The 22,203-nt window shown below is 44.6% G+C and carries 13 protein-coding genes and 2 tRNA genes; 3 read left to right on the top strand and 12 right to left on the bottom strand.

Features of this window, described 5'->3' with window-relative positions; all coding sequences use genetic code 11:
* Positions 1-96 precede the first annotated feature (96 nt).
* Positions 97-1,881 carry a helix-turn-helix domain-containing protein gene (locus H6A28_RS05290; RefSeq protein WP_204479210.1) on the bottom strand — a complete coding sequence of 595 codons (1,785 nt, stop codon included), beginning with the start codon at positions 1,879-1,881 and terminating at the stop codon, positions 97-99.
* Positions 1,882-2,285: 404 nt separating this feature from the next.
* Between H6A28_RS05290 and H6A28_RS05285 the strand changes: the two genes are divergently transcribed.
* Positions 2,286-3,305, top strand: a complete 1,020-nt coding sequence (locus tag H6A28_RS05285; protein WP_204476342.1) for a branched-chain amino acid aminotransferase — start codon at positions 2,286-2,288, stop codon at positions 3,303-3,305.
* A 137-nt stretch (positions 3,306-3,442) separates the two neighbouring features.
* Here H6A28_RS05285 and H6A28_RS05280 read toward each other — a convergent pair.
* The 6 genes from H6A28_RS05280 to H6A28_RS05255 all read right to left on the bottom strand — a co-directional run bounded on the left by H6A28_RS05280 (position 3,443) and on the right by H6A28_RS05255 (position 8,875).
* Positions 3,443-3,518: transfer RNA gene (locus H6A28_RS05280), tRNA-Trp, on the bottom strand.
* 73 nt (positions 3,519-3,591) lie between these two features.
* Positions 3,592-4,182, bottom strand: a complete 591-nt coding sequence (locus H6A28_RS05275) for a uracil-DNA glycosylase family protein (RefSeq protein ID WP_239465268.1) — start codon at positions 4,180-4,182, stop codon at positions 3,592-3,594.
* Positions 4,183-4,184: 2 nt separating this feature from the next.
* Complete coding sequence (locus tag H6A28_RS05270; protein ID WP_204479209.1) at positions 4,185-4,814, bottom strand: hypothetical protein; 630 nt, start codon at positions 4,812-4,814, stop codon at positions 4,185-4,187.
* Positions 4,815-4,872: 58 nt separating this feature from the next.
* Positions 4,873-5,556, bottom strand: a complete 684-nt coding sequence (locus H6A28_RS05265; protein ID WP_204479208.1) for an RNA-binding domain-containing protein — start codon at positions 5,554-5,556, stop codon at positions 4,873-4,875.
* Positions 5,557-5,566: 10 nt separating this feature from the next.
* On the bottom strand, positions 5,567-6,862 hold the full coding sequence (locus tag H6A28_RS05260) for a serine dehydratase subunit alpha family protein (protein WP_204479207.1): 1,296 nt from the start codon (positions 6,860-6,862) through the stop codon (positions 5,567-5,569).
* A 6-nt stretch (positions 6,863-6,868) separates the two neighbouring features.
* A complete protein-coding gene (locus H6A28_RS05255; protein WP_204476347.1) occupies positions 6,869-8,875 on the bottom strand; it encodes a protein-disulfide reductase DsbD family protein in 2,007 nt (668 codons plus the stop codon).
* A gap of 264 nt (positions 8,876-9,139) precedes the next feature.
* Between H6A28_RS05255 and H6A28_RS05250 the strand changes: the two genes are divergently transcribed.
* A tRNA-Ser gene (locus tag H6A28_RS05250) sits at positions 9,140-9,224 on the top strand.
* Between the two features lie 212 nt (positions 9,225-9,436).
* Here H6A28_RS05250 and H6A28_RS05245 read toward each other — a convergent pair.
* Both H6A28_RS05245 and H6A28_RS05240 read right to left on the bottom strand, forming a co-directional pair.
* Positions 9,437-11,278, bottom strand: coding sequence for a RagB/SusD family nutrient uptake outer membrane protein (locus H6A28_RS05245; protein ID WP_204476348.1), 1,842 nt, complete (start codon positions 11,276-11,278; stop codon positions 9,437-9,439).
* Between the two features lie 11 nt (positions 11,279-11,289).
* A complete protein-coding gene (locus H6A28_RS05240) occupies positions 11,290-14,487 on the bottom strand; it encodes a SusC/RagA family TonB-linked outer membrane protein (protein WP_239465273.1) in 3,198 nt (1,065 codons plus the stop codon).
* Positions 14,488-14,846: 359 nt separating this feature from the next.
* On the opposite strand from H6A28_RS05240, the gene H6A28_RS05235 reads away from it, so the two are divergent.
* The gene (locus H6A28_RS05235; RefSeq protein ID WP_204476349.1) at positions 14,847-17,411 is read left to right on the top strand and encodes a beta-N-acetylglucosaminidase domain-containing protein; all 2,565 of its coding nucleotides are present in this window, start codon (positions 14,847-14,849) and stop codon (positions 17,409-17,411) included.
* 154 nt (positions 17,412-17,565) lie between these two features.
* Here the strand turns inward: H6A28_RS05235 and H6A28_RS05230 are convergent, their stop codons facing one another.
* From H6A28_RS05230 to ilvC, 3 genes are all read right to left on the bottom strand, one after another.
* On the bottom strand, positions 17,566-18,090 hold the full coding sequence (locus H6A28_RS05230; RefSeq protein WP_204476350.1) for a nitroreductase family protein: 525 nt from the start codon (positions 18,088-18,090) through the stop codon (positions 17,566-17,568).
* Positions 18,091-18,137: 47 nt separating this feature from the next.
* Entirely contained in the window at positions 18,138-21,011 is a 2,874-nt protein-coding gene (locus tag H6A28_RS05225) for a xanthan lyase (RefSeq protein ID WP_204479206.1), read from the bottom strand.
* A 128-nt stretch (positions 21,012-21,139) separates the two neighbouring features.
* On the bottom strand, positions 21,140-22,183 hold the full coding sequence (gene ilvC / locus H6A28_RS05220) for a ketol-acid reductoisomerase (RefSeq protein ID WP_148330716.1): 1,044 nt from the start codon (positions 22,181-22,183) through the stop codon (positions 21,140-21,142).
* Positions 22,184-22,203: the final 20 nt, after the last annotated feature.

The raw sequence follows: 22,203 nt of genomic DNA, 5'->3' as shown, positions 1-22,203 counted from the left end.
CGCAAAAATGTAAAAAAAAGATATAACATTGATATTAAACGCGCATCCAAATTCGACAATTGTCACATTAGGATAACATTTTGTTATAAAAAGAGACTATTGTACATTTTTATGCATTGACATCACCTTGTTACGGTATTGTTTGGGAGGAATCCCCACTGTGTTCTGAAATATTTTGTAGAATGTACTCATGGAATTAAAGCCGACTTCCGAGGCCACAGCCTTAAGCGGAATGTCAGTTTCCGGGTCACTCAGCAGACGGATGGCCTCATTAATCCGATAATTATTGACATACTGCGTGAAATTCTGCTGTGTCTGTTCATTGATGACTTGCGACAGATATGTCCGGTTCGTACCCAACAAGTCGGCAACCCGCTCCTTGGTCAGCAGATTTTCTTTATAAATCTCTTCCTCCTGCATCAAATTTTCCAGACGCTGGAACAAGGAATTCTTCTTTTCGTTTGTCAACGAAGAAGCCGCATATTTCTCCCCCACAGAAGACACTGATGGTGCAGCAGGTGCTTCCTGTGACTGCTCCCGAAGTGAAGCAATAACCTCTTTCAACTGTTGCTCTTTCCGAATAGATTCCTGATGCTGACGGACAATGCTGGTATACAACTGGTTCTGTCGTCTGTAACGATACCATAAAGCAAAAACCACCAACAGCACAATAACCAGAATCCCTATGAGGGCCTGCTCTTTTTTCTCCTTTTGCAACAGAATCAACTTATTTTTCCGAATTTCATTTGCCTGATGCTCCGTATCATACTTGATACGCAGCTCACTCAGCACCTTCTCTTTGTCCGTATTGAAAATACTGTCAGTCTCTTGTTGAAGCCTGCGCTGCCAGGCAAGAGCTTCGGCATACTGTCCCATATTCTCATAGCAGACCGACAACGTATTGATTACCCTGTTCCGATAAATCTCACAATTCTCTTCTTTAGTGAACGCCAAAGCTTGGAACAACAAATCAATGGCTTGCTGGTTTTTCCCTTCCTCGGCCAAGGCTATGGCGTATTCATTCAGCAACAATACCTTATACGAGGTCTGATTCATGGCATTCAAGGCCAATCCCTTCTTATAGTATTCAATGGCCTGTTGCCGGTTGCCTTTGGCAAACTCAATCATCCCATAAATGGCATACACATTTCCCTGATTGTAATACTCGTTCTGCTTCATGATAAACTCTGCCTCCTTTATGTAGGGCAAAGCCTTGTCATAGTCATGCAGCAGATAATACATATAGGAAGCGTTCAACGCCCCAATAAAGATAAGGTAGGCCGAATTCTGTTCGTGCCCCATCTCATAGGTCTGCAACGAATAAGTCAGTCCCGCCGGATCTTCTTTCAGAAAATAGATACTCGAAATATTCCCGAGCAGAATGGCTTCCAGCTCCTTATAGTGGCATCGATGTGCAGCTTCTATCCCTTCAAAGAAATAATGCAAGGCAGAATAGTAGTCTTTATGAATGTTACTGGTGTAAAGTCCCATCCCATTATATACAGAGCACAGGGCAGAATCATTCTTCTCACTCTTTGCCAACAACATGGCCTGTCCCAGATGGTTTATCGCCGAGGTATCGCCCAGCATGACGTATGCCTGCCCCAACCCGATATGGGCGTAAAGGATACTGAACTTATAGTCCTGCTTTTTATACCCCAACTGAAAAAGTTTCTCCCCGTATTCAATCGCTTTCCGATAATCAGACTTATATAAATAGAGGAAACACAATTCTTTTAAAGCCTTTGTATCTTCAGGATGGCACTTCAATATCTGTTCCTGCTGTTGAATGGCAGGAAGAATAGTTTCCTGTGCAAAAGCCCGCACTTGCATCCCCACAAACAAGAAAAAAAATATTATGTGCTTCAGCCTTCTACTCATCCGGATACGATCTTTAATTGACATTTCACCAAACAAAAAAATGACTTTCATCGCATTTTGATACTCTATAAACAATTAAAAAGCCTTTTTGCCGCCTTAAAAGTCAATTTTATTTCGTGCAAACTTACAGAAAAACTTTGTTTTTACATGAATATCCCCTGAAAAAATCCTCTCATACACTCAATTTACCCAGCTATCTCCTGTTTTACCAGTATATAAATTATACAAGCACAAGTACAGGCCATTTCCAAAAACCATATTTCATTTCAAAATGAGGAGATATTGTTTTACTCTCTTTATTTCTGTCAAAAAAGAGCGATTTTATATTGGATTTTGTAAATATAAAACGTACTTTTGCTTGCTGGTTTACAAAGACATTCAAAAAACTTATAAAATAGATAACCATGAAAGAAATAGACTGGTCGAATCTGTCTTTTGGATACATGAAGACAGATTACAATGTACGTTGCTATTACCGCGACGGAAAATGGGGAGAACTTGAACTCTGCTCTGAAGAAACACTGAACATCCATATGGCGGCCACCTGCCTGCACTACGGACAGGAAGCTTTTGAAGGCTTGAAAGCTTATCGTGGAAAAGATGGCAAAATTCGTATCTTCCGCCCGGAAGCCAATGCAGAACGCTTGCAGAGCACTTGCCGTGGTATCCTTATGCCGGAATTTTCTACCGAAAAATTCTGCGAAGCGGTAAAGATGGTAGTCAAAGCAAACGAACGCTTCATCCCTCCATACGAAAGCGGTGCGTCTCTTTATATCCGTCCGTTACTGATTGGTACAGGTGCACAAGTAGGTGTACATCCAGCCAACGAATACTTGTTTGTGATATTTGTCACTCCAGTAGGCCCTTACTTCAAAGGTGGATTTGCCACAAACCCATACGTCATCATCCGTCAGTATGACCGTGCCGCTCCGCTGGGAACCGGTACTTACAAGGTAGGCGGAAACTATGCAGCCAGCCTTCGTGCAAACAAAATTGCACACGATGCCGGATATGCTAGCGAATTCTATCTGGATGCCAAGGAAAAGAAATACATTGACGAATGTGGTGCCGCCAACTTCTTCGGCATCAAGAACAATACCTACGTCACTCCGTTATCTACATCTATTCTGCCCTCTATCACCAACCGCAGTCTGATGCAGCTGGCAGAAGATATGGGCCTGAAAGTAGAACGCCGTCCGATTCCGGAAGAAGAGCTGACTACATTCGAAGAAGCGGGTGCTTGCGGTACTGCTGCCGTTATCAGCCCGATTGAACGCATTGACGACTTGGAAAACCACAAGTCCTACGTCATCTCCAAAGACGGGAAACCGGGTCCTATCAGCGAAAAGCTATACCACAAGCTGCGCGCCATCCAGTATGGCGATGAAGCTGACCCATACGGATGGGTAACCGTACTTGATTAACTCCATAATCTGACTATAGACAAAAGGTCCGAAACTCGCTCCACATGAGTTTCGGACCTTTATTATTTTTCCGTCTATGCTCAAAAAGCAATGAAACACAAAAAATAAAGACCACAACTTTTTCAAGTTGCAGCCTTTGGCACGGGAAGAGAGACTCGAACTCCCGACACTCGGTTTTGGAGACCGATGCTCTACCAACTGAGCTATTCCCGTGTTTGCGGTTGCAAAAGTAGTATAAATTTCGGAAACCGCAAGAGGTATAGACAAATATTTTACCACCTTTTTGTCATAATAAAGATAAGCGACTGAACATAAGGCGATAATATTCTGCTTTTTTTTCAAGCTTCAACGGATAGGCACGACTGGAAGAAGGCATCCGGAACAAAGACAATTCACGGTCTTTAAAATAGAACCTGCTTTCTCCACCTACCGAAGGCTCTTTGGCCTCCATTTGCTCACACAACACGTCCGTAGCTTTCTGTCCGGTTGTCACTACAGCCTTGCACGCAGGCAACTGCTGAAGCAACAAACCGATATCCGTAGGAGTAACCACTTCCAGGAATTTATCTGAAGCATTGTCCTGCAATCTCCTGACACAAGATGCCGTATCGTATAGTGCAATTCCTTTTTCTTGAAGAAAAGCCACAATACGCGGCTTGTCGAAGACTTTCTCCGGACTAAGGAAGTGTTCCTTGTCTCCAAAGAAAATAAGTCCGAAAATACGCCACATATCGTTCTGCAGGTTCGGATAGAAGAAATCCATACTCCAGCGTTTCTTCTGCGGAGGAAAACTCCCGAGCATCAGTAAGACCGCATTCTTGGGCAGAAAAGGCTCCAGCGGATGACATTCCACTTCAGGAAGCTGATTCTCGCTCATGGTCATGCCTTTGGTTTCGGCTCTTTCTTAGCCAGCAATACAATGTTGTAGACGTATTCTGTCATCCATGCCTCAGAATATCCCAACGCATGCTGATACTGACGGATGTTTCCACAAGTCTTGCGTACCCCGTCGTCCTTCCAATCTACTTTGGTCAGGATGTCGTGAACCGTTTTTTCCGTCATGTTACGCAACAATTTCTTGAAGACTCCCGGCATACGGAATTTCCACTGCATCAGGTTACCGATTACCATCATCAAATCCTGGCTGAATCCTTGGAACATGAACAGATAGTTCTTGATATCGTTTACATTGCGGCAGTTACGCTTGATAGAACCGTCTATCTCTTTAAAAAACAGTTCGTTCAAGCCATAAATATCCATCAGCATCTTGCGACAGCGAGCCCGTTCCGCAATTCCCAGTTTATTATTTTGGGTAGGCACCTTCAACGTACGCTTGAATACAGCTAAATCCGGCAGGAAGTGAATGTTGCTGATACCCAACTGTGCTGCCATAACTGCCTGATAATACACCCGAATCAGTGTCATGAAATCTTCCATGCCACCTACACGTACCGTTTCATCAGCTCCCTCAGTTGTTTTTTTACCCAAAAGTTTAGAAAATATACTCATAATGTCTTTTTATTAAATTCTACGGGTGCAAAGATAATACAAAAAACCGACACCACCATCATCGGTTTACTGTGGGAAATAAGGAATCCTCCCCTTTCACATCTTCTTTCAACCGATAAAAAAATGTATGTTCCCGAAAAACCTGTTCCACCAGTCCGAAGCGGATGAAATCGGCCAACAACCGACATACTTCCGGACGAGGAAGATGTACCAGACGGCCACATTTACTTAAGGTAAGCATACCCTGACTCCCCAATATCTCCAGCACCCGTTTTTCACGATCAGTATAAGTAACGACCACCTCTTTCTTCTTCTCGTGATTCCAGATTTGAAGATGCACCGGTGACGCTAAAATATTCTCGTCGGCAATACGCACGTAAGCCCATGCTTTCCCCGCTTCATCGACGGCCTGTACCGGCTTGCAGTCACACTCCTTGACTTGTACCTCCAGCACATCTTTTCCTTCCACCCGATACACACGGTTCTCAGTCACTACAGGAGGACGACAATACATGGTGGCTGCGGCTTCTATCATATAGATTTCTTCCTCTGACCGGATACCAGCAATCTTGCCGTTATCTTTCACACCCACCAACAGTCTTCCTCCCTCGGTATTTGCAAAAGCAGACAAGCTTTTAGCTATCTTCCTGGCATCGGAGATAGCAAACTTAAAATCTTGGTGTACGTGTTCACCTTCTGCAATGAGTTGTTGTATATAGTCTGTTTCTGCGTTTTGTTTCATTTCCAGTCACTCAGTCACAATGCTTGTGCGTCATAATATCCAGTACCAGCTTGTCGGTTTCGTTCATTCCTTCTGAACCAATCTTGGTCAAGTTGCGGATACTGTAATCCACATTGTCTTCAATGATTCCCTCCACAGAAGTCACACATTTACCTTCCATGGCCAGAATGGCTGAAAAGACTGCCGTAGAAACACCGCTGGTCAGCTTCAACGCACAACTTGGCTTGGCACCGTCACAAATCATTCCCGTCAGATTGGCAATCATGTTCTGCACGGCATACGCTACCTGCTTATACTCGCCTCCCATCAGATAAGTGATTCCGCAACTGCTGCCTGTAGCTGCCACTACGCAACCGCATAAAGCAGACAAGCGTCCCAAGTTCTGTTTGATGTAAATTGCCGTCAGATGACTCAAAATCAAGGCACGAATCAAATCTTCCTCCGATTCCTGGTTTTCCTGTGCAAACACCACCACAGGAAGGGTAGCAGCAATTCCCTGGTTTCCACTGCCAGAGTTACTCATCACCGGTATCATGGCACCCGCCATACGAGCATCGCACGCAGCAGAAGTATAAGAAAGAATATGGGTAAACGTGTTGCTTCCCATGATATGCTGCTCTTCCTGACTGCTGCGTAACATTTTACCTAATTCATGACCATAATTTCCTTGGAAAGAACGTTCAGCCGCCTGTAAGTTCAGCCGTTTGGCCTCAAGGATGAAACGGATTTCGTCCAACGGAGCAGTTGTAGCAAAATCATACACCTTTTTCAGATTCAGATCTACTTCTTCCACATCCGCTTCGGCTCCGGCTTTTTCTCTATGATCAAACAAGACCTCACCATTCCGTTCCGCATATACGAAGTTCGTATGTCCTCCACTGATGATAGCCGTAGCTGTATCCTTCCCAGCCGTACAAGTCACTTCAATATACAATTTTTCTTCAATGTCTTTTTTCAGCTCAATCTTTATGCCTTGACCGGCAATCATCTGCTTGCCTTCTTCCACGCTCTCCGGAGTAATGTCCTTCAAAACTTCCAAACCATATTCTGATTTGCCTTTTAAAGCTCCCAAAGCAATGGCAATAGGCAACCCAATCATCCCCGTGCCAGGGATTCCCACTCCCATGGCGTTCTTCAAAATATTCGCACTAAGCTGAGCCGTAATTGTTTCCGGACGGCATCCCAAAACTTCCGTAGCTTTAGCCACACAAAGAGCCACAGCTACGGGTTCCGTACAGCCGATAGCCGGAACGACTTCCCGCTTGATCAGTGCGATAATACGTTCTCTTTCTGACTGCGAAATCATTATCTGTTATTTTTTATAGTTCTTTAATCCTGTTTGCAAGAATTCCACGTACTTCTGAATGTCCTCATCATACGAATAAGACTTGTTCAACGGCATTCCTTCATTGTCAATCAACACATAAAAAGGCTGGGCATTGGCCCCGAATTTAGACCGCTGCAAATAGCTCCATTTATCACCTACCGTACGCAAAGTACGTTCTGTGCCATTTTCTGTCACCTTGACCGGTTCCGGCAATTTCGTCTTTTCGTCTACATACAGCGTAATCAATACATAGTCATCATTCAGAATCTTGCTGACCGTCGGGTCTGTCCATACAGCCAGTTCCATCTTTCGACAGTTCACACAACCATAACCCGTGAAGTCAATCATCACCGGTTTTCCCTGCTGACGGGCATATTCCATACCTGCATCATAATCATTGAATTTCGCATGTACTTCGTTCTTGTATAGATTGAAATCCTGTGTCTGCATAGGAGGTGCAAAAGCACTGACCGCTTTCAACGGAGCTCCCCACAATCCAGGTATCATGTATACAGCGAATGCCAATGAGAAAAGTGCCAGGAAGAACCGCGGCACACTTACCTTATTATCATCTCCATCGTGCGGGAACTTGATTTTACCCAACAGATACATACCCAGCAAAGCAAAAATCACAATCCACAAAGCCAGGAAGGTCTCACGGTCGAGCAAACGCCATCCATACGCCAAATCAGCCACAGACAGGAATTTCAACGCAAAGGCCAGTTCCAGGAATCCCAATGTGACTTTGATGACATTCATCCACCCTCCAGATTTCGGCATAGATTTCAACCAAGACGGGAACAACGCGAACAAGGTGAACGGCAAAGCCAAAGCAATGGCAAATCCCAGCATACCAATGGCTGGAGCCACAATGCTATTTGAAGTAGAAACTTCCACCAGCAAGAAACCGATAATCGGACCAGTACAAGAGAAAGATACCAGTGACAAAGTGAAAGCCATCAGGAAAATACTCAGCAATCCAGTCGTCTGTTCTGCCTTACTATCTACCGCATTACTCCACTTTGAAGGAAGTGTGATTTCAAATGCGCCAAAGAAAGAAGCGGCAAACACCACCAACATAAGGAAGAAGAAAATATTAAAGATGGCGCTTGTAGAGAGGTCATTCAAGGCACTGGCTCCAAAAATCAAGGTGATAGCCAATCCTAAAGCCACATAAATCACTACAATAGAAGCTCCATACGTCCACGCATCACGAATTCCTTTCCGTTTGTCCTTGGTACGTTTCAAGAAGAAGCTGACAGTCATCGGAATAATCGGCCATACACAAGGAGTGAACAATGCCAACAATCCGCCAACAAATCCTGCAAAAAAGATATAAAGCCATGAGCGTGATTCATTATTCACATTTCCGCCAAATGCTTTCAGCTCTTCGATAACAGGTTTCCAGTAATCGGAGGTTTCCACATTATTCGAGTCCGTACCTATTTGAAGCGGAGTCAGTGCCAATGAATCGGAATCTGCCGTATCAGACGTTTCGGCTTCAGCAGTAGCCGATGCTGCAGCCTGTCCACCAGCTGCCTCTCCCTTAAATGAGAAATCTACATTGGTAGGAGGCAAACAATTTTCATCATTACAAGCACCGTACTGCAAATAACCGCTCACTTCATATTTTCCACCTTTCAGTTTGAGTTTCTGCACAAAGGTTGCTGTTCCTTCAAAAAAGCGGACCTGCATACCAAATATCGGATCCATTTTGTCGATTTCTTTCCCCGCAGGTTTCAGTTTTCCAACCAATTCCGCACCCTCTAATTTATCGACATTAAAAGTAGCTGAGATAGGTCCTCCATCAGGTAAATCTGTAGAGTATACATGCCACCCCTTCTCTATTTTTCCGGTGAACACAACTTCTACTTCGTTAGCGGATACAGATTTCCACTCGGTTTTAAACTTCACCGGTTCTTGTATTTGGGCGAATACCGGCAAACTTAAAATGGCCATCAAAAGCCAGCTAAGAAAAATCTTCTTATTCATAAATATGCACTTGGTGATGTAATAAAACTATTTTCTGTAAAAAGTAGCGCAAAGATAATCATTTTTCCAAAGGGAATGCAGGACTGACTATGATTCAATCTTGTTTTTTATTTCAAATACGACAATTTTTACATTCGGAACAACCTTTTCCCTTCTTCTACACCATCACCCTAAGAATTTTTCTCAGAAGATATTTGCTAAATAAAAAATATTACCTACCTTTGCACCGCCTTTGAAAAACAAGGCACTCCTAAAAAGAGTTTTGGAGAGGTGGCAGAGTGGTCGATTGCGGCGGTCTTGAAAACCGTTGTACTGCGAGGTACCCGGGGTTCGAATCCCTGTCTCTCCGCTGAAACCTAAGACATTAGGTAGTCAAATTAAGACAAGTCCCGTAAAATCAACGTTTTACGGGACTTTTTCTATTTATCCGGTGGACAACCGAAAGACATTAAAATGCCCACTTCTGACAAAGTTCCGTTACAAAATCATGACAGAATTGACATAAAAAAAGAGGCTGTTCTACCGAACGCCTCTTTTTCTTTTACTTTCATCAACAACGGATTACCATCCAGGATTCTGTTTCCATAATCCATCCATCAAATTCAACATTCTCTCCTGTATAGGCTGCAGATAATCTCTGTTAGACTTAAACTGCCATCCGTCCGGCATTGAAGAAGGAGGTACTGGCAAAATATAACGAAGAGCATCTCCCGGATTTCCTGTCAGGAACAGGTTATTGTCACTTGCCAAATCGTATTTCAATTCTGAACCATAATGCTGTGGTAAATTACTACCAATAAACAATGCTCCCATAGGAACCTTACCTATAATAAGTTCTTCAGCTGCAGCCCAGCGCAAGATATCTTTCAACCGTTTTCCTTCCAAGGCAGTTTCAACTCTTCTTTCACGACGGACAGCCTGCACATATTTGTTCAGATTCTTGAACGGATAACTTGCATCCGTATTATATTCCCTATCAAAATCCACAGCAGGCATACCGGCACGATCACGCAACGGTTGCAGTACATTCTTAATCGTAGTGGCATTAGCCTCACCGTTCTGCTCAGCCAAAGCCTCCGCATGATTCAACAGGATGTCTGCATAACGGAACTGGATAGCCGGAGTCGTTCCTTTGTATTCACTGATATAGTCTCCTGCACAGTCTATTTCTACATGTTTGAGCATCACATAACCTGTAAGGTTTGTTCCGAACGCCGTACCATCTCCGGCCAAAGAAGGCCATTGAAGTATGTATGGATTACCATCTCTTTCCGGCTTCATGCGTTGACCGGGAAATGCTACTGTTTGAGCCAAGCGTGGATCACGATTCGCAGGATCCAACTCATTCGGATAGTTTTTCTTTAACTCCAGCAACTCATTACCAAATAAGGGTCTGCCATCTCTCGACAAATAATCGTCTACCAGCGAAGCACATATACCAATATTTCCACCTCCTGTATTCAAATAACGGGTCACACTGTTTCCTACCTTATCGCCATCGTACATTTTAAACCACAAGATTTCCGGATTAGTCGTAAGATCCGGGGTATCAAAAAGCTTACGATAATCACTACTGATATCTCCCGTATTATAGATTCTCCAAACACCCCGTGCTTCCACTTCCTGACAAGCTTTGATTGCTGTTTCAAGATAGCTTTCAATCTTCGCATTCAAATCAGCTTCACTCAAGGTATAATCATAGAATTTTTCAGATTTATCCTTTTCTTTTGCATAATGATAGCGTTCCCACGTAGCCTCAAACAATGCTACTTCACTGATCAATGCACGAGCCACATCCCGATGGAGTCTCATGGAAGATGAATTATTCTGTTCACCCATCAAATCCCTGGCATTACCCAAATCCTCAAGAATTTTGTCGACAATGAACGTACGGCTTTCCCGGGGCAACATCATCACCTCCATGTCGGGATCCAAAGGTTTGTCTACCCATGCCAGTTCTCCATAATCAATAAACATTCTATAATAATACCATGCACGGAAGTACAACGCTTCTCCCTTGAGTTGGTTATATTCCACACTACCTTTCTCGGGGCAATTTTCGATATTATTAAGCAGATAGTTTATATTTCTAATATAGGTATAGTTTGACAATTCAACAGCATTACTCAATGCAGTCTGCCCCATCAGTCGTGTATTAGCTGCCATACTACTCATGTTGTCACTGTCATAATCCTGACCTGCGATACCACCACCGCCACCGGCCATAAATCCTTGCCCTATCAAGCCACTTTCATAATAACGGTCTATATAATTTCTCATTTCGCCCACACTCTGAAACGGGTCTGCCGTAGAAAGTACCCCTTCCGGCATCTTATCCAAATCATAACATCCGGCTAATCCAAAGGAAAAAGCCACTGCTAAAAGTATATTTATTTTTTTCATATTTCAATGCATTATAAGTTAACAATCAGCCCTACAGACAAGACCTTGTTCATAGGATAGTTCTTACCACCTTCTGCAGTATAGGTATTGGAAGTAAATATAGCTTCCGGGTCAAACATACCTTTCAGTTTGGTGAAAGTCAACAAATTTTCGCCAGAGAAGAATACCTGTACTTTCTGCAAAGCCAATTTCTTCACCCATACGTCAGGCAATGTATAACTCAATGTAAGATTCTTCAATCTGCAATATGCTGCATTCTGCAAATAACGGTCGGTAGGCTGTGTATTTTTATTCTGGAAAGGCGCTACTCCACCCGCACTATTAATATAAGGTTTCGGATAATAAGCACCCGGATTATCCGGACGCCAATAGTCCATGTGTTCCTTGAATACTGTAACCTGTGCAAAAGAGCTGGAACCCCAGAAATAAACACCGCTTGGATTCCAATCACGTTTGCCTACTCCCTGGAACATCAAACTCAAACTCAATCCTTTCCAGCTGATTGACCCATTCACGGTATATTGGTAACGAGGGGTAGTGTTACCGATGACGGTCATATCACCCATATTACCCAAGATGTTACTTCCACGGTCTATAATTTTTCTTCCATCTTCCCCCACTTTTCCATCAAGATCTACATATTTCACGTCTCCTGGCTCCCAAAGTTTTCCACTAAAGTAGGTCATGTCATACGCTTTATTATATGCATCGGCTTCTTCTTGCGTCTGTATCAATCCATCCGTACGATACCCCCATATTTCTCCGTAGGTTTTACCTGCATACCAAGTGTTTGCGGGATCATTTTCTTCTTTTGACGAATATTGCATAACTTTAGTCACTGCATCCGAAATAGATCCACCAATACTATAATCAATATCACTACCAATCTTACCTCTATAGTTTAACGATAGTTCCCATCCTCTGTCACGCAAATTGGCGTTGTTTTCCTGAGGAGCATCCGCACCAAACATATCGGGAAACTCATGTCCACGTCCCAACATATCTTTCGTATCTCGCTGGAAAATATCCAGAGTTCCCGTCAAGGCATTGCCAAAGAAGCCAAAGTCAAGACCAATGTTCTTACTTTCCACCTTCTCCCATGTAGTATTGGGATTTACTACGGCCGGAGGATTCGTGTACATGTGACGCCCGTCACTAAATATATAGTTGCCCAGACTGTTATTGATACTCATTGTAGAAGCAAATGTATACAATGCCGCATTGGCTTGATTACCCAACAATCCATAAGAAACTCTTAGTTTCAGATTTGACAAGAATCCTTCGGCCTTCTGCATGAATTTTTCACGATGAATATTCCATCCCAATGATACGGAAGGGAAAAATCCCCATCTGCTGTGACTGGCAAAACGTGAAGAACCGTCATAACGTCCGTTCACTTCCACAAGGTATTTTCCGTCGAAATCATAATTGATACGACCGAAGAATCCTCGTGTAGCCCATCCGTTACGCGTATCCACCACAATCTTATCACCCGTACCCATACTGACATTTGGATTAGCTGTAGAATACAGCCCGGTAATCGAATTCTTCATCCAGCTAAAATCATTGTTTTCTTCCTGGTAACCAGCCATAACTGTAAAGTTATGCTTTTCAGCCAATGAAAACATGTAGTTGGTATAAAGATTGATACTCTGATATCTTGTATTGGCATACGCACGCGTAAACTGACCGTCAGCTGATACCCCCAATTCAGAACGCGCCACCTTAGTCAACGTCACACCATCTTGTTCATAAATGTATGGAGCTACATTTAAAGCCTCATACTCCATATTCTCTTGTTTATAAGTATAATCAAAGAAAATAAACCAATTCTTGACTGGCTGGAACTCCAGTCCTGTAGTAAAGTTGAAACGGTCATTCTGTGTATCCGTATATGTTCCACTTTGCAAATAAGGCACCATTGACAATTCTGTGAAATGTCCATTTGGATCTATAGGAGATACTGTAGGACGGAAACGCGCCAAGCTATGATAAAAACCTTCCGACAGACCTCCATCAAGAGATACTCCATTTACTGTTCCCTGATTGAATGGCGTTTTATTGCCCGAATGCATGAATTTGGTATTGAATTTCACCTTCATCCATTTGGTCAGTTCAGAAGTGATATTTGCATTCACCGTATAGCGGGCATAATCCATATCCGCATACCTCAATATACCATCTTCGTTATAATAACCTGCAGAAACATAATACTGGGCCTTCTTATTGCCACCACTGAAACTTAAATTGTGACTTTGCTTGAAACTGAAGTTTTTGTAATGCAAATCAAAATAATCCGTGTTACCCAAACCAAGTTCTGAGTTCTCAAAAGCCGCATTCAATGATTGTCCGGGTTTCAAATCAGCCCAAGGATTCATACTTGAAGGATCTCTCATATACTGTTCAAGCTGGGCTATTTTCTCTGCTGAATAGGCACGACCACCCGCTCCCGCATTATTGACTCCATCATTCCAAAATTTCACAAAGTCAAGTGAGTTTACCATATCAGGTAATACAGTAGGTGTACTCCACCCTACGGTTCCCTGATAATTGGCGCGCATTTTTCCTTCCTTACCTTTTTTGGTAGTAACCAAAATCACACCGTAAGCAGCACGTGCTCCATAAATAGAACAAGCTGCAGCATCCTTCAATACTGAAATATTTTCTATATCGTTGGGATTAATGTCAGAAAGAGACATTTCCACTCCATCCACCAACACATAAGGTGAAGCATTTCCCGACAAATTTCCTTGACCGCGTATAGTCAATGTTCCCGTAGCTCCAGGTCTGCCTGAGCTATTGTTACTTACATTCAATCCCGGAACCATTCCCTGCAAACCTTGTGTGGCATCCACAACCGGACGAGTTTCAAAAGCATCTCCTTTTACAGAAGAAACAGCACCGGTAAGATTTACCTTCTTTTGTACACCATAACCTACCACTACAATTTCGTCAAGCTCTTCCGTATTACTTTTTAGTGTAATTCTAAGATCTGTACCATTCCATACAGTTTCCACATTCTTATAGCCGACAAAAGAAATAACAATCACATCTCCCTTTTTCACATTGGGAATAGAAAAATTACCATCCAGGTCAGTAATAGTTCCATTGGAAGTTCCCTTTACCAAAACCGAGGCTCCAATTACACTTTCACCAGTCTCATCTAAAACCACTCCTTTACATTGGCTTTCTTGTTGAGGTGCGTACATCCTCACTGCTTCCGAGTGAGTTTCGGCATGAACGTAGCCCACCGAAAATCCTGACAACAGCATCGTTATTGCCAAGAGTTTAAACTCTGTTCTTTTCATAATCTGATTTTAGGTTAATACAATATAAATTATTAGATAGCCCAAAGATATTTATTTTATATTAATATTACAACAAATAATTAAATATATTCCAAATTGATTGCTTATTTAATGTTTATTCTTTATTTATACAGTGCTTGTAATAAAGGAATATAACAATATTCTATATACTATTTGCACGATTCAGGAACAAACCGTATCTTTGAATAAAAATATTAATCAGACAAACACCTTGTCATTACCTAAAAACATCCATTGTTATGAAAATGAATCATTATGCAAAATGCATGGCTGCCGGATTATTGTGCACTTTCATGTACGGAACCTTATCAGCGCAAGAAACAGACTTTGATCTTTCGTCCCAGCGTTCTGAAAAACAGGACGTGCGGGCTGTACCGGGGAAAAAGATAGACCACCAGGGACTTATCATTAACCCTACGCCTCATCAATTAAAAGTAAACAAAGAGAATACCTGTCCCATTTTACAAGGTATTAACCTGAAAGACAAGCAGCATAAATTTTCAGCTTATCTGGATTTCCTGCCTACGAATAAAAAGGGTGTCAAGCTTGCCATTGATTTCGGTCCCAAAGCTGCCCGTAAGGCACAGGTAAAAGAAGTCTCCGGAGCTTACTCCTTAATTATCAACCCAAAAGAAATTATCCTCACTGGATACGATGCACGAGGAGCTTTCTATGGCATCCAGACCTTGAAACAACTGACCGAAAGTCCGGTCGCTTTCCAAGGTACGCTGCCCTGCATGGAAATCAACGATTATCCGGACTTGCCCAACCGCGGTGTGGTGGAAGGTTTCTACGGTACGCCCTGGTCACACGAAGTTCGCCTGTCGCTGATTGACTTCTACGGAAAGTTCAAAATGAATACCTATTTATATGGTCCTAAAGACGACCCTTACCACAGCTGTCCGAACTGGCGTCTGCCCTATCCGGAAAAAGAAGCACAGCACATCAAGGAACTGGTGGAAGCCAGCAACCGGAACTACGTGGATTTCGTGTGGGCCATCCATCCGGGACAGGACATCAAATGGAATGAAGAGGATTATCAGAACCTGATTAACAAGTTCAACTGGATGTATGACTTGGGAGTCCGTCATTTTGCCATCTTCTTCGACGATATTTCGGGCGAGGGTACCAACCCGCTGAAACAAACGGAATTGCTGAACCGTCTGACTGAAGAGTTCGTGAAGGTAAAAGGAGACGTGTCTCCGCTGACCGTCTGCCCGACCGACTACTCCAAACTTTGGGCCAATCCGACCGAAAAAGGCAGCCTGGCCATTTACGGAAAAACCCTGAATCCTGAAATCAAGGTGTTCTGGACAGGTGACGTGGTATGTAGTGACCTGACACCCGAAACCCTCGACTTCATCAACTCCCGTATCAAACGTCCGGCTTACTATTGGTGGAACTATCCGGTGACCGACTACATCCGTAACTTCCTGCTCCAGGGACCGGTCTATGGACTGGATACCAGCCTGACAGCCCAGGAGACTTGCGGCGTGATCAGCAATCCGATGGAACACGGTGAAGCCTCCAAGCTGGCCTTATATGGAGTGGCCGACTACGCTTGGAACATCGCCGACTACAACGCCATTGACAACTGGGAACGGGGACTGGCCGAACTGGTACCCGATGCCACTGATGCATATCGCACCTTCGCCATCCACTCCAGCGATACCGAAAACGGATACCGACGGGATGAATCGTGGGAAACTCAGACTTTCCGCATTGCCGACTGGAACGATGCGGCAGCCAATACCCTGGAAGAAGAATTCAAGAAAGTAGAGAGTGTTCCTGCACGCATGGAAAACGGTTGCCAGAACAAAGCGTTGCTCAATGAACTCCAGCCTTGGCTGACAGAGTTCGGCAAACTGGGTACACGCGGCAAGCAAGCCATCGAGTTGGCCCGTATATACCGCTCCGGTCAAGACGATGCGCTTTTCTGGACAAAATACATACAAAACATCATGACGCCGGAAGACCGGAAAAACTATGAAGCTCACAAATCGGGCACCCTGAAACTTCAGCCATTCTATGAGTATGCGATGGACGACATGGCACACGGATACCTGAAGAAACTGTCGGGCAAGGTGCCGAACGATTACAAAGGTATCGGCTCTTTCAGCAGTGCGCATACCGTACAGACCAAACTGATGTTCGACAATGATTCTACGACTTTCTATACTTCCGGAATCGCCCAGAAACCAAACGACTGGATTGGAGTGGACCTGCGCGACGTACGCGATGTGACGGAAATCTCCATCCTTCAGGGAAGAAATTCCAAAGACGATGTGGACTATTTTGACCATGCCGTAGTGGAATGTTCTGCCGATGGACAAAACTGGAAAGCGCTTACCAGCGAACTGAACCAGCAATACATTATCCACTGGCAGGGAGCTCCGGAAAAGGCACGCTACGTCCGTCTGAAACGACTGGATTCCAAACGCACCAATTATGCATCTGTCCGCTCGTTCGATGTAAACCCACTCCGTCCAGACAATCTTGGCTTTACACTCGAAGCGGATACCCTGAGCAAGGCGGTTTATGCTTTCGACAACAACTTGGGCACTTCTTACCAGAGCACAAAAGCGATTGCTTTCGGAGTCAACAAGGATGTCAAGGCCTACACCTTACTGACGAACCAGTTGCCTGCTCCAATCAAATGTGTACAGCTGGACAAAAAAGGCAAAGTGTTATCTGAAACCATGATTGAAACTCCTTACGCAAGAATCGAATTGGCCGACAAGAATGTCAATCAGATTCGTCTGGAAGGAAAAGCAGAAATCTTTGAAATTGTGCCGATTAACTGATAAAAAACGAGTCATAAAAAAACGTAAGGGCGTTTCTACCCAAACGCAAGGACGTTTCAAGTAAAACGTAAGGGCGTTTAAGGGAAAACGCAAAGGCGTTTTGAATCAAACGCAAGGACATTTTGACCAAAACGCCCTTGCGCTTTTTTATGCCTTATTTTATCACCCGGAAATAGTCCGGTTTACGCAGTTTTGCCGGAGCAGGTTCTCCTTCGGGATAACCCAAAGCAAGAGCACCGATTCCCATCAAGCCTTCGGGAAGCCCCCATTCTTCCATCAGCTGCTTGCCTTCTTCCGTGGCAAACATCTCGCGTTCCCGGTGAATCCAGCAGCTGCCCAATCCTAAGGCATGCGCGGCCAGCATCATGTTTTCCAACACACAACTGCCGTCTTGTACCGGATTGTTGGCCAGTGAAGGTGCAAAAACCAGCACGTAGGTAGGCGCATCATAATAAGGATTGGAAGTAACTCCCATGATTTCCGCATTCATCTTAGCCAGTTTAGCCAGCACTTCTTTTTTCTGTACAGCCACAATATAAGGCGACTGCATACCGCGTGAAGTCGGAGCATAAGTACCTGCTTCGAGCACAGCCTTCAACTCTTCATCCGTAATCTGTTCCGGTTTATACTTGCGGCAACTGCGCCGTGTTTCAATGACCTTCAAAAAATCTTTTTCCATATTGATACATTTATTGATGGTTACTTAATTCTTTTCTTTATACTGAATCAGCGTTTTTTCTTGGATAAGAGCGTGGTCACAACAGTCTGCATCAAGTGATTGCGTACGTCGGTGTTTTCCACACATTCCAAGGGGAAACCCAATACAAAGGTACGGTAATCTTCTCCACGATATACGGTTCCTACCCCATAATTTCCCTTGGTATATACAAAAGATGAATAGGCCCCAGCAGCAGGCAGTACACATTCCATGGAGGGAACGGCATAAACCGTTTCATTGGCACCTCCTTCAATCTGGAACTGTACCCCTGCTCCCTGCAAAGAAGAGGAAGTCTGGTTACTGAAACGACCGCCATACATGCACTTCAGCACATCCTTGCCAAAGTCTCCCTTTTGCAGATTTGCTCCCCACGCAGAACCGCTCACCAGCAAACGTCCACCCTGTCGGCAGTAACGGGTAAGAGCTTCCTGCATGGCCGAAGAGAAGGATTTGGCATCAGCTCCACAAATCAAATCTACCATGTCATACTGACTCAGGTCTGTACTTCCACTCTCCAAAGTTTCGTCACTACAGGAAACGAACGAATAGCGTCCGGCTCGTTGAATGGCCTTGCCATGCACAAACACATAATCATAGGTATTTCCCGCAATCAATTTTCCTTCTAAGGCATTGTCGCTGACACCCAGCCCGTCACCAGTCTCCAGTCCCGCTTTGTCGCGATTGAATCCTTGCTGGTAACCGCAATAAGCAGGAGTCTGTCCATAAGGTATGCCCGGGTCCGACTTCAGGTCAAAGCCTTGCAGCAAAGCCGAATTGACTTCCGCCGGACCAGAGGTGGCATCGAATCCGTTCACAATCAGCAACGTGCCTTTACTTCGTTTGGCTTTATAGGCCGACAAAATTTCCGAGGGGAAACTCTCTCCTCCCTTGTTGACGGCCGTTACCTTGAAGCTGTACACCAGTCCCGGCTCTACTTTCACCGTGTATTCCGGTTTGCGTACATATACTCCATTATCAAATCCACCATAACCGATACGGGTATAGACGATATAACCCTGCGGTTTGGCCGTAGGCTCCATCACATCCTCTACCGGATTCCAGTTCAGAGTAAAAGTATTTTTCTTCTTTCCTTCCCGGATGGCAAAATGATTCACCGGAAGCGGCTGCACCACATAGTCGGTGCCGTGCATGGTAGAAAGATATTTCAAAATGGATTTATAGACTGAACGTCCCACCGTAAACTTGAAATCGGGATTGTGTCCCCACTGCATATCGGCAAAGTTCTGATGGGAGAGCAATTCCAGAATCATGGAAGGCACTGCCGGCAGACGGGTCTCGCTGTAGTTCCGGTTCCACATGCTCCGCCGGGCCCACTGCACTCCAAAACGGGAAGCAATGTCCCGCTGCAATCCCGACAGCACCATGTCTGTCAGGTCGCGCGACGCATAGCGGGAGATACCACAATTCAGTTTTCCGTCGTTGAAGTCGGTCGTATAGATGCCCAAGGAACCCACCAGTTCATCATCCGTTTTGAAGCCTGCATCGCTGTGCAGTCCCAGTGTCATTTCAAACGGCACTTTCAGTCCCGCTTCCGAAGGGTTGTACACCGACCCGCCACTCAGGTAGTTCACCATCAGCGAACGAGCATTGATATCGTCATTGTAATCATTTTCTCCCTGGCTCTTGCTGTACACCGAATAAGGCATGCCGGCCCATTGTGCCCAATAGCGCGCCCCCTCCAGGTAACGAGGCACTCCACTCACCTGTCCGCCACGGACTATATTTCCCATGCCGCCACCAAAACGAACCGCATCGGCACAGACCACTCCTTTTTGGGAGCTCTCATTGCTCAGCACCACCATGCCGTAATCGTTCCGTCCCTTGTCGAACTCAAAGGTACCCAAATACACCCAGGTACCTCCTCCCATTTGCTGGTTCACCTTGAATTCGGTCACACCTCCGTTGTGGAAGACCAAGTATTTAGCATCCGACACGCTTTCCGGCAGTGTCTGATAACTGACATACACCGCATATTTTCCTTTTTCCGGGATATTGGGAATCCATTCGGCAAAAGCCTTTTCCGGCTGGTTTTGGGTCGCAATGTACCTCGCCGTACCATCCTTGAAAGGATTGTAGTTATCCGGATACTGCTGATACTTTTGAGCAAATCCCGGCTGACCCGTATCCTTCCACGTATACTTCTTATATTCCACTTCCAAATAATGACTGCCTGGCGTACAAGTGTTGTTGTCTACAATCACCTCGTGGCGCTGCCAGTCGCGTTCACGCGGAGTGAAAACCACAGCTCCGGCATTTTCCAGCATCGGAATCAGATACGGCACCACAAACGATTGGGTAAACAAATCTTCCGTAGTGCAGTACAAGCGCGGACGCTGCCAACGCCATTCATTCCGGTCGTTCCGATACACTTTTCCATGACTTTGCCACACGGCCACATGCCGTCCTTCCAGTCCCCGGCTGATTTCAAACGGATGCGACACATTGGTCACCCACGGGTTTCCCTTCGCTTCCAGTTTACCGTACAAGCGAGTCTTGTCTTGTTTCTTCCGGAACGCATTAGGCACCAGGTCCTCAATCAACTTTCCGTCTGCATACACTTGCAGGGTATAATAATTTACCGGCCCCGGAAGCGACTGCTTCAACAAACGATAGATGGCCGATACATTTTCTTCCGTAAACGGCTGGTAACCAAAAGTCGGATTGGCATACACGCGCAATACCTTCTTTTCATGTTCCAGCTCCATGCGTTCCAGCTTACACTTGCCGATATTCGCATACGAAGTCTCATAATTGGCAAAAAAATCCTTCAGACGCTGCTCCGTGGTCTGCTCCAGACTTTGTCCAAACACTGTCCCTGCCATACAAAGACAGCCCAGCAGAAAAATAGCAATTTTTTTCATCTCTATTCTATAGAACCGGCACAAAGGTAACAAAATCTCACAGATTCTTTTCATCCTTACCTTACGAAAAAAGCCGTCCGGCATCTTCCGACACCGAACGGCTTTCTTATAATTTTCACCTACCGTGATTAGTTGTTTTCCGGACGAAGTTTACGTACAGTCACAGCAGTCTGCCACATTTCGCTTTCACGCAATGCTTTCAATTCTGCATTCAGTTTTTCACGATAATCCGGCTGAGAGTTGCTGTCGATAGAAATCTGAGCTTCATGACCGCATTTTACACTCTGATACAGTTTCTGCATTACCGGTTTGATGGCATCGTGGAACGGACCCATCCAGTCGAGGGCACCACGCTGTGCAGTAGTAGAGCAGTTTGCATACATCCAGTCCATACCGTTCTTTGCAAACAACGGCATCAGTGACTGAGTCAACTCTTCTACAGTTTCGTTGAATGCTTCAGACGGAGTATGTCCGTTTTCACGGAGCACTTCATACTGTGCCAGCAGCAATCCCTGGATAGCTCCCATCAAAGAACCACGTTCACCAGTCAAGTCAGAAGTAGCTTCACGCTGGAAAGTAGTTTCGAACAGATAACCTGAACCGATACCGATACCCAATGCAATGGTACGGTCGTATGCCTTACCAGTAGCATCCTGGTAAATCGCATAAGAAGAGTTCAAGCCACGTCCTTCCAGGAACATGGTACGCAAAGAAGTACCAGAACCTTTCGGAGCCACCATGATGACATCGATGTCTTTAGGAGGAACTACGCCGGTACGGTCATTCCAAGTGATGGCGAAACCATGAGAGAAATACAAAGCCTTTCCTGCAGTCAGACAAGGTTTGATAGTCGGCCATACAGAGATCACTGCGGCATCTGACAACAGACACATGATGATAGTGGCTCTCTTGCAAGCTTCTTCAATGCTGAACAAAGTTTCTCCCGGAACCCATCCATCAGCGATTGCTTTTTCAAAAGTCTTGCCCTGACGCTGTCCGACAATGACGTTAAAACCGTTATCGCGCAAGTTCAATGACTGTCCCGGTCCCTGTACACCGTAACCGATTACAGCAATGGTTTCATCTTTCAATACTTCACGTGCTTTTTCCAATGGAAATTCTTCGCGAGTGATTACATTTTCAATCACACCGCCAAAATTCATTTTTGCCATAGTTTTTACAATCTTTTTAC

Source organism: Bacteroides mediterraneensis (assembly GCF_016900355.1).
Lineage (GTDB): Bacteria > Bacteroidota > Bacteroidia > Bacteroidales > Bacteroidaceae > Phocaeicola.
This window is presented reverse-complemented; position numbering and strand designations above follow the sequence as displayed.

What these genes read in the sequence shown, in the direction of transcription:
- H6A28_RS05230 (WP_204476350.1), bottom strand. Translation starts at nt 18,090, where the DNA reads ATGGAAAAAGATTTTTTGAAGGTCATTGAAACACGGCGCAGTTGCCGC.
- H6A28_RS05285 (WP_204476342.1), top strand. Translation starts at nt 2,286, where the DNA reads ATGAAAGAAATAGACTGGTCGAATCTGTCTTTTGGATACATGAAGACA.
- H6A28_RS05240 (WP_239465273.1), bottom strand. Translation starts at nt 14,487, where the DNA reads ATGTACGCACCTCAACAAGAAAGCCAATGTAAAGGAGTGGTTTTAGAT.
- H6A28_RS05235 (WP_204476349.1), top strand. Translation starts at nt 14,847, where the DNA reads ATGAAAATGAATCATTATGCAAAATGCATGGCTGCCGGATTATTGTGC.
- H6A28_RS05265 (WP_204479208.1), bottom strand. Translation starts at nt 5,556, where the DNA reads ATGAAACAAAACGCAGAAACAGACTATATACAACAACTCATTGCAGAA.
- H6A28_RS05270 (WP_204479209.1), bottom strand. Translation starts at nt 4,814, where the DNA reads ATGAGTATATTTTCTAAACTTTTGGGTAAAAAAACAACTGAGGGAGCT.
- H6A28_RS05290 (WP_204479210.1), bottom strand. Translation starts at nt 1,881, where the DNA reads ATGAGTAGAAGGCTGAAGCACATAATATTTTTTTTCTTGTTTGTGGGG.
- H6A28_RS05255 (WP_204476347.1), bottom strand. Translation starts at nt 8,875, where the DNA reads ATGAATAAGAAGATTTTTCTTAGCTGGCTTTTGATGGCCATTTTAAGT.
- H6A28_RS05225 (WP_204479206.1), bottom strand. Translation starts at nt 21,011, where the DNA reads ATGAAAAAAATTGCTATTTTTCTGCTGGGCTGTCTTTGTATGGCAGGG.
- ilvC (WP_148330716.1), bottom strand. Translation starts at nt 22,183, where the DNA reads ATGGCAAAAATGAATTTTGGCGGTGTGATTGAAAATGTAATCACTCGC.
- H6A28_RS05260 (WP_204479207.1), bottom strand. Translation starts at nt 6,862, where the DNA reads ATGATTTCGCAGTCAGAAAGAGAACGTATTATCGCACTGATCAAGCGG.
- H6A28_RS05275 (WP_239465268.1), bottom strand. Translation starts at nt 4,182, where the DNA reads ATGAGCGAGAATCAGCTTCCTGAAGTGGAATGTCATCCGCTGGAGCCT.
- H6A28_RS05245 (WP_204476348.1), bottom strand. Translation starts at nt 11,278, where the DNA reads ATGAAAAAAATAAATATACTTTTAGCAGTGGCTTTTTCCTTTGGATTA.